This is a genomic window from Segeticoccus rhizosphaerae, from assembly GCF_005222685.1.
Classification (GTDB): Bacteria; Actinomycetota; Actinomycetes; order Actinomycetales; family Dermatophilaceae; genus Segeticoccus; species Segeticoccus rhizosphaerae.
Map to the genome: position 1 here is coordinate 1 of NZ_SWMA01000060.1, position 12,196 is coordinate 12,196.

The window sequence follows — 12,196 nt, forward strand, 5'->3', positions numbered from 1 at the left end:
AACATGCCGGTGAATTCCCAGTCTCACACAGTCGACACGCGGGACCAGCAAAAACTAAGTGCGGCTGTAGTACTAGGCGACCACCACGAGCTGAGCACGGTCCCGCGCCCCTAGCTTGCCCATCGCATTGCTGACGTGCGTGCGGGCGGTGGCGGGCCCAGACGGGCTTCGCGATGGCCGTCGCGGTCCTCATCGACGCCGTGGTGATCCGCTGTCTGGTGGTGCCGGCGGTCATGCGGCTGTTCCGCGCGAGGGCCTGGTGGCTCCCACGGTCCCTGGACCGCCGGATCCCCCAGCTCCACGTCGAAGGCCCGCCCGCTGTGGTCCACACCGCGCCGTCTGGACATGCCCGCCAAGACGCCTGACCCGGACAACGGTCGGTACGCCTGGCCGGGACGGCATACTCGCTGGTTTTGCCGTCCGCCATGGTCGTCGGCAGGTCTTCGGGCCCCGCTGCGGCGCCACCGGACACCGGCGCTGGAGGGCTCCGGGGCCAGAGTGTGGTGCCATAGAGGTATGACCCACCACGCTGCAACCCCAGATCAGGACGCCGAAACCCAGCTGGAGGAGTGCTGGAGTCCCGCCGGGCCCAGTGTCCGATCCACCTCTTCCGAGCTCGATCAGGTATGGAACCTCGACCGCCTGTCCAACGCCGCCCGCCGCTCCAAGAAGGAGTCGGACCAGGACAAGCTGTGGCGGGCGACGTTCGGCCTCGACCGCTGGTGGTGCGTGCCGATCGACTCCGGCGACGGTCACTGGGCACCGGCCGCTGGCGAGATCCGCGGCGTCAACACCCTCTTCGCCTTCAGCACCGAGCAGCGCGCCCGTCGCTTCGCGATCGAGCAGAACATCCTCGCGGCCGAGGGCGAGTTCCAAGGCGCACCAACCAGACCCGTGGACATCGTCCGCAACGCGAGCACCTACATCGCCTCGGGGGTCGAGGCGATCATGATTGACGGCCACCGCACCGGCCACTTCCTGCCGATGCAGAACCTCGGCCGCTACTGGGAGCAGCTCTGCGGCCCCCTGCCCGAGTAGTCATTCCCCCAGCGTGACCAGCCACTCGCTTCGTCGACTGGCCCAGCACCGCGCCCTCCGCCTGCGTCCCCCGGACGCGACCGTCATACCGGCCATGCACGCCGGCATCTCGATGGGCGTCCCCCTCGTCGTCCTGCTGCTGACCGGGCACCGCGACCTGCTCTCGTTCGCAGCCTTCGGCGGGTTCACCTCCCTCTACGGGCGCAACGCGCCGTATGCCGTGAAGGCGCCGATGCTCGCGGCCGTCGGCATCTTCATGTCGCTCTCCACCCTGGTGGGGACGCTGACTGCGGCCTACACCGGTCACGTCCTCGTCGTCATCGCCGTCGTGGCGGCCGTCGCCGGTCTGGCGCGGTTGCTCTCCGATGCCACCCGCACAGGCGGACCGGCAGGCATCTTCCCCGTGTTCGCCGTCTCGGTGTGCGCCGAGCTGCCGATCGGCCCGGAGGCCGTGGTGCCGGCCACCCTCACCACCGCTGCCGTCGCGGGCTGGGCCTGGCTGGTGTGCATGTCCGGCTGGGTGATCCGTCACCACGGACCGGAGCGGGTCGCCGTCGCGCGGGCCCTCGAGGCGGTCGCCGACCGCGTCGGTGCCATCGGTGCCGACGGCGAGCTGTCAGCGAGACACCGCGCCGGCATGGCGCTCCGGGCCGCCTGGACATCCATCGGCTCGAGCGGGCGGACGTCTCGGTGGTCCGCGCGGCTCGAGGCCCTCTGCGCGCACGCCGAGGAAGTCACCTTCAGGGCGAGACTGGCCTCACACCGCATCGCCGAGTCGGGCCGCTCGGACTCGACCGGCGGATCGGACAGCGACGCCTCCTGGGCGGTCACCGCATCCGAGTTGCGGCGACTGGCGCGCGGACTGCGCCGGTTCGGCGAGATCCCGGACGTGACGCTGGGCAGGGGCGAGCAGGCCGAGCTCGACGGCCGGGACGCCGCCGACGCCCTGGCGCGCCCATCAGGACCGCCCCTGCTGCGCCAACCGCTGGAGCGCTGGGGCACGTCGATCACCTCCCTACGTCCGTCGGCGCCATTCGTCCCCCAGGCCATCCGGTCGCTCGTCGCGGTCGCGCTGGCCGTCAGTATCGCCCACCTGCTCGGCCTGGGGCACGCCTCCTGGGCGGCCGTCTCGGCGGTCGCCGTGCAGCAGTCGGTCAGCTGGTATGCCACGGTCGATCGCAGCATCCAGCGAGCCCTCGGCACCGGAGCCGGCCTGCTGGTGGGCGTGCTGGCCCTCGCCTACTCCCCCGGCGCCGGCCTGACCGTCGCCCTCGTGATCGTGCTGCAGGTCGGCGCGGAGCTGATGGTGGGGCTCAACTACGCGCTCTGCCTGATGTTCGCCACACCCATCGCGCTGCTGCTGGCCCATCTCGGCCACGCCAGCTCGGACACCACGCTGCTGGTCGACCGCGTCCTCGACACCTTCATCGGCATCGTCGTGGGCATCGGCTCGGCCTTCGCCATCCGCAACCGGCGCCTCGAGGGCGTCCTGCGCAGCGCGATGGACGACTGCCGCGCCGCCCTCGACGCCGCCCGCGGGGTCGCCGATTCGTCGCCCGCCGACCCCGCTGACGCCACCGGCCAGGACGCGGCGGCCCGCTTGACGGAGGCTCGGCGGCTGTCCGCCTCGATGTTCGTGATGCACGAGGCCTACGACGCGGCAGCCGGCGAACCCTGGTCGACACGGCTCCCTGCCGACGAGGCAGCCGACCTCGAGCGGGAGGGCCACCAGCTGCTCGCCCGCATCACGGCACGCAGAGTCGATCCTTCCGGTTGAAAGCCGGATGGAGTGGGTAGGTAATCAACGGTTCAACGACATCGTCCGAGGAGGACGAGATGCTGCACACCGCTCTACTCACCGCGCAGACCTTCCAGATCTCGCACTTCGCGCCGGTCACGCTCGGGTTCTTCGGTCTGGGCACCGGCTATCTCATCTGGGGACCACAGGAGCTTTTCGGCTACCCCGCCCGCAGTCCGGCGGCTGACCGCGCCACCGGCTGGTGGGGCGTCTGGTTGCCAGGCTTCTGCCAGTTCGTCACCGGCGTGATCCTCTTCGTCGGGATGACGTGGTTCCAGGTCTTCAAGGACCCGCTGCTCTACATGGCCGCCCTGGCGTTCTCCGCATACGGCATCCACTGGTTTGCCCTCGGGCTCAACCGGATGCAGGGCAACGAGGTCAGGACCAACGTGGGCATGTCCGTCGCCTACACGATCATCTCCGTGCTCGGCCTCGTCACCTTCTTCATGGGCGGCGGCTGGCCGGTCGGCCTGCTCTTCGTCGGCCTGACCTGGATCTACGTCGCGGACTTCTTCGCCAGCGCCGGCATCGCCGTGGCCGGACGAATCCTCGGCCTGGCCCACCTGTGCACCGGGGTCTGGCTGATGTACCTCACCTTCGCCACGACACTGAACATCGTCAGCGGCTACTCCCTGCCGGGCGGCTGATCGGCAGCCGGGCCGGCCGCTCCCCGATCAGCGGCCGGCCGATGGCACGACCAGCACCTGGCCGGCGTGCACCTGCATCGAGGTGAGGTCGTTGGCCAGCTGCAGCTGCACGACGGCGTCACGCACCGGCAGCTGCGGCAGCTCGGCCGCGGCGATGTCGGACAGGGTCTGTCCGGAAGCCACCGTGACCGTCGGCTGCGCCACGCCCGTCGGCGCGGAAATCCCGCTCGCCAGGCTCATCGCGAGGGTCAGGACCGCGGCGGTCACCAGCAGCGTGATCGCGAGGCGACCGCGCCGGGTGACTCGGCTGTGCGTCGGGCTCGCCTGCACGTCCGGTCCGGTCGGGACCAGCCGCAGGTGCGACCGACGGCCCGGCCTGCGGGTGTCGGGACCGGGGTGCGGTGCCGAGCACGGGGCCGACTCGAGGTAGCCCCAGGTCGTTGCTGCGCTCATGCTGTCCTCCAGACGATCGGTGCGGTCGGATCGGTCGCGACGAGCGGTGTTGAAGCGGTCGGTCCCGAACGCGTGTGCGATAGCACGCTTGTACGATTTCTAACACGTCGCGCCGACAATGTCGAGACACGCGTCGAACAGGTGTTTGGCCAACGTGTCCGAACTGCGTACGATGAGGTCATGTCCAGTAGCCAAGCAGCGACCACCGACAGGGCCCGCTGCGCGCGGTCTCGGGCGGCCGCCATACCGGCTCTGACCTGCACTGATGTCGACCGCCCTCGCCCTGCCGCGGGCCGACGCCCGTCCACGACCCGCCCGCCCGCCGCAGTCCACATCCACTGAAGGGGATGCCACGATGGCCAAGATCCACGAGATGCCCGAGCGCGACAAGGGCGACGGCCTGACGACTCGACAGCGCCGGGTCCTCGAGGTCATCCGCAACTCCATCGACCGCCGCGGCTACCCGCCCAGCCTGCGCGAGATCGGCGAGCAGGTGGGCCTGACCAGCCCGAGCAGCGTGGCCCACCAGCTGCACATGCTCGAGCGCAAGGGCTACCTGCGCCGCGACCCCAACCGCCCGCGCGCCATCGAGGTCGTATCCCCCGACCTGGGGCGCAGCGCGCGCGGCTACCGGGCCGGCGACTCGCGCGCGGCCTCCACCCCCGACGAGGTCGACGAGACGGGCATCGGCGACGAGCGTCCCGCCGCGTCCTACGTGCCGGTGGTGGGCCGCATCGCCGCCGGTGGACCGATCCTGGCCGAGGAGGTCGTCGAGGACGTCTTCCCGCTGCCCAAGCAGATCGTCGGCGAGGGCGAGCTCTTCCTGCTCAAGGTGGTCGGCGACTCGATGATCGACGCGGCGATCTGCGACGGCGACTGGGTGGTCGTGCACCAGCAGCAGACCGCCGAGAACGGCGACATCGTCGCCGCCCTGCTCGACCACGAGGCGACGGTCAAGACGTTCAAGCGCACCAAGGGACACGTGTGGCTGATGCCGCACAACGATGCCTACGAGCCGATCGACGGCGACGATGCCTCGATCCTCGGCAAGGTCACCGCGGTGCTGCGCCGCGTCTGAGTCGGACCCCTGCTGTCGCGGCCGGATCGTCCCGGTCAGAGGTCGGCCACCAGCCGGGTCAGCGTCTCGCCCAACGGGGCGTCCAGCCGCAGCGTTGCCTCACCGTCACCGCGCGACCAACCCCGGGTGACGATGGCGATCGGCATCCCCAGCTTGTCCGCCCGGCGGACGAACCGGTATCCCGACATCACCGCCAGCGACGACCCCAGCACCAGCAGGCCCGCGGACGATTCCACCAAGGCGAAACACTGCTCCACCAACGGTTTCGGCACCGACTCACCGAAGAACACCACGTCGGGCTTGAGCGTGTCGTGGCCACAGACCAGGCAGCGGGGCGCGCGGAACCTCTCGATCGCCGCGTCGGGGATGTCGACGTCGCCGTCCGGCCGCAGCTGGCCGACCGCCACCTCGAAGTCGGGATTGGCCTCGTCCAGCCAGGCCTGCACGTCGTCGCGCCGGTAGGTCTCGCCGCAGGTGAGGCAGCGCACCCGGTCGAGGGTGCCGTGCAGCTCGAGGACGTCGTGGGCGCCGGCCTTCTGGTGCAGCTCGTCGACGTTCTGGGTGATGACGCCCCGCGTCAGGCCCCGCCGTTCCAGTTCGGCAACCGCCCGATGTCCTGCGTTGGGCGCCGCCGCCTTGAATCGCCCCCATCCCATGAAACTCCTTGCCCAGTAACGCTGCCGGGCGCTGGAGGAGGCGACGAACTCGTCATACGTCATGGGGGTCACGCGCCGGATGCCCTCGGGGCCGCGGTAGTCCGGGATCCCCGACTCGGTGGACAGCCCCGCCCCGGTCAGGACGGTCAGGTCGCCGCCGCGTACCAACTGGACCAGCGCGGCATACGTCTCGTCCCGGGACGTGGCAACGGCGGTCATGCTCCCAGTATGCGGGACGGTCAGAAGCGCCCCAACAACGTGCGCCGTGACGATCCACGCAGTATGCCGTCCGCGACCTTCGCGTCGGCGACCTGCGGATGCGGCGGCTCCAGCGGTGCGTCGAGCCGGATCAGCTGTGGGGCGTGCTCGCGCACGGCCTGGTCGGCCACGAGGTATCCGTGTCGCTCGAGCACCTGCTGCAAGCCGTCGCTGAACGCGTCGAGGTCGGTGCGCACCGCGTTGATGCGTTCGGTGGTGGCGGCCGGGTAGTGGCCGGGGACAACGGCATCCAACGACCAGCTGGCTCCGGTGAGCGCGTCCTGGGCGAAGCGCGCCTGCAGCCACCGCAGCCGGGTGGTCTGGCCGCCGCTGGTGGCGATCCCGAGGATCTGCAGCAGCTGGCCCCACACGGTGTGCGTGGTGCGCGCCCGGAACACCGTGCCGCCGTCGCTGACCAGCACCGTCGCGTGGTCGGCCCACACTGCCTCGACCCCCAGCGTGTCGTAGGCGCCGCCGTCGGTGAGCTCGATGTGCCGCAGGATCTCGGCGTGCTGCTGCGGGTCGGCGTGCCCGGGTTCGCCGCCCTTCAGGCCCATCTCCACACCGTTGAGGACCTGCGGGGCGAAGAACGGCGGGTAGGCGCAGGTCGCGGCGACCGCGTCGGCGATGCGCAGTCCGGGCGGTGGGTCGGCGTGGCCGAGGCGGTAGTCGCCCACACGGCCGTGAGGCCGGCCCGCGTTGGGGTCAGCGAAGATCCACGAGACGCCGTAGGCAACCTCGGTCGCGCAGGTGAGCACCGCGGGACCGTCGGGCGCGTTGTCGCGCAGGTCGCCCGCCCACCACGGCACGGCCACGGACAGCCGGCCCGCGAGCGCTCGCACCGCGCTGTCCGGCATGAACCAGCGCGGCGGCCAGAGCTTGGCCAGCAGCGCGGGGGTCCGCACGTTGTGCCCGGCGAGGCGGCGCAACGGGTCGGCGACGTAGCGCTCGAAGCCATTCACCACCACCTCCCCGCCCGACTCGTCCGGCCAGACCAGCCGTGGGTCGGCGAGCAGGTTGGCGGTCAGTGCTCCCCCGGAGACGCCGCTGATCGACCGCAACCCGCCGAGGACGCCGAGCTCGTTGAGCCGGCGGACCGCGCCGAGGTGGAACAACGCCGCGCGGTAGCCGCCGCCGGAGAGGCAGAGCGCCGTGCCGTGCCGGGGTCCCGGCGCGGCCGGCCCGTCCGGTGCCGGCCCGGCCGCGGCCAGCTGGGCCGTCGCCGGACTCGCCGGGTGACGTGGTCGGGACACGCCACCATGCAACCACGTGGCGCCGACTTCGGCGGCCGGACGGGTTATCGGGCGTCGAGGGCGTCGGCCACGAGGTCGACATCGGCGGCGGTGTTCCAGACGTGGAAGGCGATCCGCACGCCCCCGGCCCGTGACGACACGGTGACCCCGGCGTCACCCAGCCGGGTGGCGATCGAACCGTCGGCGTCGTCGAGCCGAAGCACCGGCCGGCCTTCCGGGCGCAGACCGAGCCGCTCTCGCAGGCCGTCGGCGAGTGCCACGTCGTGGTCACGGATCGCCTCGATCGGCGCCATCGACATCACCTCGAGTGCGGGGACCGCGCCGACCCACGACAGCCAGGCCGGTGAGACGTCGAAGCGGCTGGCGTTCGAGGACAGCACCATGTCCGGTCCGTAGCAGGAGCCCCAGATGTCGTCACCGGCATACCAACCGGCGACCACGGGCCGCAGCCACGAGACGGCACCGGGGCGCACGGTGAAATACGTCGTGCCGCGCGGCTGGCACATCCACTTGTAGGCCGAACAGACGGTCAGGTCGTAGTCGCCCGCGTCGAACGGCAGCCAGCCCGCTGCCTGGGTGACGTCGCAGAAGGTGAGCGCGCCTGCAAGGCGAGCGGATTCGGCGATCGCCGCCCCATCACAGAGGCTCCCGCACGCGCTCTGCGCCAGGGAGAACGAGACCAGCGTGGTGCGCTCGGTGATCGAGGCGGCCACCTCGCCGAGCGGCACATGGCGGACACTGATCCGACCCGTCTGCGCCTGGACGAGGAACGGGAAGATCATCGAGGTGAAGTCACCCTCGACGCAGAGCACCTCGGCCCCGTCGGGCAACGATGCGGCGACCACCCCGGCATACACCGACGCCTGCGGACCGACTGAGACCCACTCGGCGGGCACGCCGACGAACCGCCCGTATGCCGTGCGCGCCGCCTGGACGTCGGCGTCGTAACCGGTGGCGGTCGCGCGGCCGAGCTGCCACTGCTCCAGCGCGGACCGGAGCGCCTGGACCACAGGCTCGGGCGGCAGGCCCATGGTGCTCGCGTTGAGGTAGCCGGGTGCCGGCGCAAACTGGGCCTTGAGCCGCGCCAGCGCGTCCGCGCTGGTGGAACTGGCGGGTGCGGGGAGCTCGGGCTGTCCGTGGCGCGGGGAGGTGAGAGTCGGCATACATCCACGATGACCGATTCCGACTCATCACACAAGACCACAAGTTCTTGACTTTAAGTAACGCTCGATTATGGTTGGGTCATGATCGACGCCGCCGGCCTTCGGGTGATGAAGGCGATCCACGACGAGGGCAGCTTCACGGCTGCCGCAGCCGCTCTCGGCTTCTCCCAGCCGGCCATCTCACAGATGGTGCGCCGGCTCGAGGAGCGCACCGGCACAGTGCTCGTCGAGCGGATGGGACGCGGCGTGCGGCTCACCGAGGCCGGGGACGTGCTCGCCCGGCACGCGGTGCCGGTGCTCGCGGCCCTCGAGGCGGCCACCGCCGAGGTGTCGGCCATCGCCGGGCTGCGCACCGGGCGGGTGCGGCTGATGGCGTTCCCCTCCTCGTCCGCGACGCTCGTGCCCCGAGCGCTGGCACTGGTCAAGGAGCGCTACCCCGACGTGAGCGTGAGCTTCCACGAGGCGGAGCCGCCGGAGTCGCTGGCCGCGCTGCGGGCCGGCACCTGCGACCTGGCGGTGGCGTTCGCCTACGAGGGCACCGACCTCGGCCGGGGCGAGGACGACCTGGACGGGCTGGTCACCCACAAGCTGCTCGACGACGAGGTGCGGCTGGCGCTGCCCAAGGACCACCCGATGGCGCAGGCGCCGGTCGCCGACCTGGCGGCGTTGTCCGACGAGACCTGGATCGCCGGCTGTCCGAGGTGCCGGGGCCACCTGCTCTCCCTCTGCGACAAGGCGGGCTTCGCGCCGGACGTCGCCTTCGAGACCGAGGACTACGTCGCGGTCCTGGGTTTGGTCGCCGAGGGGCTGGGTGTGGCGCTGATCCCCGATCTGATCCTGCGCAGCGCGAGCCATCCAGACGTGGTGACGCTGCCAGTGAACCCCGCCTCGCGGCGTGCCGTCCACGTGGTCACGACGGCGGACCTCGAGCGGGTGCCGGCGGTGCGGGCGACGGTCGAGGCGCTGCTCGAGGCCGCCGCCACCCCCGGCTGCGTGCGCGACTCCGCCTGAGCCGGGCCAACTCGCGCCTGCGCCCGCCGAGACCCCGCCCGGTTGCGATGACATCGCGCACTCGAGCCGCGCGATGTCGCCGCAACAACCGGGGCAAGTGGCGCACCAGATGGGCGAGGGCGGCATCGAGTCAGGAGCCGCGGGTGGAGATCGCGGGGCCCCCGTTGCCGGCGCGGGACACCGCGATGTCACCGCTGCGGTCGGTGCGGAACACCGTGAACTGGTCGTCGCGCAACACGGTGAGCGCGCTCGGCGCCGGGTGACCGTAGTCGTTGTCGGCGCCGACGCTGATCAGCGCGACGGGGGCGTGCGCGAGCTGCAACAGGACCGGGTCCTGCTTGGCGGAGCCGTGGTGGGCGACCTTCAGCACGTCGAACCGGGCCGGCCTGCCCTCCTGTTCCAGCGCGCGCCGCACCCGTCTGGCGGCTTCAGGTTCGACGTCACCGAGCAGCAGCATCCGCAGCCCGCCGAGGTCGACGTCGAGGACCACACTGGCGTTGTTGGGGATCGACCCGGTGTGCAGCTCCGTGGCCGGCCAGAGCACCGCCGCGCGCAGCCCCTCCCACCGCAGGACGTCGCCGGCATAGGCGCGGTGCACCGGCGTCCCCACCTCGCTCGCCTGCTCTCGGACCGCCCGTGCCTCGCCGGCCGGTTCGTCGACCGGCGAGACGTAGACCGCTCCGACCGGCCAGCCGTCGAGCACGGCGCCCAGCCCGTCGACGTGGTCGGCGTGGAAGTGGGTGAGGACCACGGCATCGACGACCTCGACATCGAGGCGACGCAGGCAGGTGCCCATCGCGTCTGGATCAGGACCGGTGTCCACCACGACGGCATGACCCGGCGCGCTGGCCAGCACGATGCCGTCGCCCTGCCCCACGTCGCACATCACCAGGAGCCAACCCGGCGGCGGCCAACCGACCGAACCGGTGGGCCACGTGCACGCCAGGGCCAGCAGCGCACCGGCCGCCGAGAGCCACGGCCGGCATCGGATCCGGGCGACCTGCCACGGGCCGGTGAAGAGGAGCACCAGGGTGACGGCTGCGAGCAGGACCGCCCCTGCGGCACCGTCCGGCCACGGCAGCTGACCCATCGGTACGGTGGCGCAGGCACGCGCGATCCAGGCGATGCCGAGCGTCGGGATGCAGGCGAGCCACGCGACGCCGGCCGCGACCGGGGCCGACACGAGGGCCACCAACGCGGCGAGCACCCCGAGCACGGTCGCGGGTGCCACGAGCGGCGCGGCCAGCAGGTTGGCCAGGACCCCCACGACTGTCACCGAACCCTGCAGCAGCACGATCACCGGAGCACACATCGCCTGCGCGGCAACCGGTATGGCGATCACGGGACCGAGCGCGTGCAGTCGCCCGGGCAGGAACCGCGCGAACCACGCACCCCACGACCGGACGAACAGCAGCAGGCCCAGTGTGGCGAGCGTCGACAGCGCGAAGCCGTAGGACCTGGCCAGCCAGGGGTCGACGCACAGCAGGACGATGACCGCAGCGGCCAGGGCCGGCAAGCCCATCCGGCGCCGGGACGTGCTCAGCCCGAGCAGTCCGATGGCTCCCATGACCGCGGCCCGCAGCACGCTCGGCTCCGGTCGGCAGAGCACGACGAAGCCGGCGAGGCAGGCGCCAGCCACGACCGGTCGCCATCGTCGTCGGATCCGGCACCACCCGCAGACCAGCATCGCCGCGGCCAGCACGACGGCGACGTTGCTGCCGCTGACCGCGGACAGGTGGGTCATCCCCGTGTCGCGCATGGCGTCGGTGAGGCCGGGCGGCGTTCGACTGGTGTCGCCGATGACGAGGCCCGGCAGCAGCCCCCGCGGGTCGGCCGGAAGTCCGTCCACAGCCTGTCGCAACCCCGACCGGACGTGCTCGGCGGCACGAGCGACCATTCCCGGCTCGCTCACCACGGAGGGGCTCCCCCGAGGGTTGAACACCGCGAGCACGTCATCGCCCGGCTCGGCCGGCCCGAACCGGCCCTTGGCACGGATCGTCTGGTGCCATCGCACCCGGGTCCAGTCCTCGTCGCCGAGGACGAGCACCGGCGTGCGCGGCTCGCTGCGTTGTCCTCGACCCACCACGACGTGCACCGACAGCCGCACCACCACCAACTCGGCACGGCGCGGCCCGACGGCCTGGATGACCTTCGGGTCGGAGATGACCACGGCCTCGATCTCGGCGCTGGCCCGCTGCGCGGCGAGGGTGGGCACCAGTCCGGCCGACCGTGTCTCCAGGTGGGCGGCCAGGGCCCCGAGGCACAGCGAGGTGGCGAGGCAGGCCGCGGCCGCGGCGGTCGACCAACGCCTCATCCGCGGGCGCTTCAGGCCCCAGCAGACGACCCCGACCAGCACGAGAAGCGCCGCCACCAGGAGCGATCGCCGGGCCGGCCAGGACAGTGCCGTCGCGGTCACCGCCCACGCGACCAGAGCCGGCACCAGCAGGCGGACATCGAGACGAGTCGACTCCTTCGACTCAGGCTCGACGGAGTCGCGCACCGGCGTCGGCGGTGGCAGGCCGGTCACACACGGACCCTCGGCGCGATCTCGGCGAGCATCTTCTCCCCGATGCCGCTCACCTCCATCAGCTCGTCGACCGTGGAGAACCTGCCGTGCTCGGTGCGCCACTCGACGATCCGCTGCGACAGTACCGGGCCGACGCCGGGCAGCTCCTCGAGCTGGGCCGCGGTGGCCGCGTTGAGGTCCAGCGGCGGGCCGTCGGTGGCCGCACCGGCCGCGCCGTCCGCGGCCACACCGCCAGCGACCGGCGCCTCCACGCCGTCGGTGACGAAGTGGAACGGTGCGGCCGGGTGGTCCTCGACCCAGTCTGTCGGGATCTG

General features: G+C 71.8%; 11 protein-coding genes. 5 read left to right on the forward strand and 6 right to left on the reverse strand.

Features of this window, described 5'->3' with window-relative positions; all coding sequences use genetic code 11:
- Window positions 1–516 precede the first annotated feature (516 nt).
- Genes FCN22_RS20690 through FCN22_RS20700 form a run of 3 tightly spaced genes read left to right on the forward strand, consistent with a single transcriptional unit; the run spans window position 517 to window position 3,483 of the window.
- Window positions 517–1,038, forward strand: a complete 522-nt coding sequence (locus FCN22_RS20690; RefSeq protein ID WP_137123455.1) for a hypothetical protein — start codon at window positions 517–519, stop codon at window positions 1,036–1,038.
- A 13-nt stretch (window positions 1,039–1,051) separates the two neighbouring features.
- A complete protein-coding gene (locus FCN22_RS20695) occupies window positions 1,052–2,815 on the forward strand; it encodes an FUSC family protein (protein WP_137123456.1) in 1,764 nt (587 codons plus the stop codon).
- A 59-nt stretch (window positions 2,816–2,874) separates the two neighbouring features.
- Window positions 2,875–3,483 (forward strand): hypothetical protein, encoded by a 609-nt coding sequence (locus FCN22_RS20700; RefSeq protein ID WP_137123457.1) that lies wholly within the window; start codon window positions 2,875–2,877, stop codon window positions 3,481–3,483.
- Window positions 3,484–3,510: 27 nt separating this feature from the next.
- On the opposite strand, the gene FCN22_RS20705 is transcribed toward FCN22_RS20700, so the two are convergent.
- Complete coding sequence (locus FCN22_RS20705) at window positions 3,511–3,936, reverse strand: LysM peptidoglycan-binding domain-containing protein (protein WP_137123458.1); 426 nt, start codon at window positions 3,934–3,936, stop codon at window positions 3,511–3,513.
- 355 nt (window positions 3,937–4,291) lie between these two features.
- Between FCN22_RS20705 and lexA the strand changes: the two genes are divergently transcribed.
- The gene (gene lexA, locus FCN22_RS20710; protein WP_137123459.1) at window positions 4,292–5,014 is read left to right on the forward strand and encodes a transcriptional repressor LexA; all 723 of its coding nucleotides are present in this window, start codon (window positions 4,292–4,294) and stop codon (window positions 5,012–5,014) included.
- Window positions 5,015–5,049: 35 nt separating this feature from the next.
- On the opposite strand, the gene FCN22_RS20715 is transcribed toward lexA, so the two are convergent.
- Genes FCN22_RS20715 through FCN22_RS20725 form a run of 3 tightly spaced genes read right to left on the reverse strand, consistent with a single transcriptional unit; the run spans window position 5,050 to window position 8,344 of the window.
- Window positions 5,050–5,889 (reverse strand): NAD-dependent protein deacetylase, encoded by an 840-nt coding sequence (locus FCN22_RS20715; protein ID WP_137123460.1) that lies wholly within the window; start codon window positions 5,887–5,889, stop codon window positions 5,050–5,052.
- A 20-nt stretch (window positions 5,890–5,909) separates the two neighbouring features.
- Window positions 5,910–7,181 (reverse strand): patatin-like phospholipase family protein, encoded by a 1,272-nt coding sequence (locus tag FCN22_RS20720; RefSeq protein WP_137123461.1) that lies wholly within the window; start codon window positions 7,179–7,181, stop codon window positions 5,910–5,912.
- 44 nt (window positions 7,182–7,225) lie between these two features.
- Window positions 7,226–8,344 carry an aminotransferase class V-fold PLP-dependent enzyme gene (locus tag FCN22_RS20725; protein ID WP_137123462.1) on the reverse strand — a complete coding sequence of 373 codons (1,119 nt, stop codon included), beginning with the start codon at window positions 8,342–8,344 and terminating at the stop codon, window positions 7,226–7,228.
- 81 nt (window positions 8,345–8,425) lie between these two features.
- Between FCN22_RS20725 and FCN22_RS20730 the strand changes: the two genes are divergently transcribed.
- Complete coding sequence (locus tag FCN22_RS20730; protein ID WP_137123463.1) at window positions 8,426–9,355, forward strand: LysR family transcriptional regulator; 930 nt, start codon at window positions 8,426–8,428, stop codon at window positions 9,353–9,355.
- A gap of 130 nt (window positions 9,356–9,485) precedes the next feature.
- On the opposite strand, the gene FCN22_RS20735 is transcribed toward FCN22_RS20730, so the two are convergent.
- Together FCN22_RS20735 and FCN22_RS20740 are read right to left on the reverse strand one after the other, a co-directional pair.
- A complete protein-coding gene (locus FCN22_RS20735) occupies window positions 9,486–11,882 on the reverse strand; it encodes a DNA internalization-related competence protein ComEC/Rec2 (protein WP_238384884.1) in 2,397 nt (798 codons plus the stop codon).
- Window positions 11,879–12,196, reverse strand: a 318-nt coding sequence (locus tag FCN22_RS20740) for a ComEA family DNA-binding protein (protein WP_137123464.1), incomplete at its 5' end; no start/stop codon positions are given. The genes FCN22_RS20735 and FCN22_RS20740, both read right to left, overlap by 4 nt.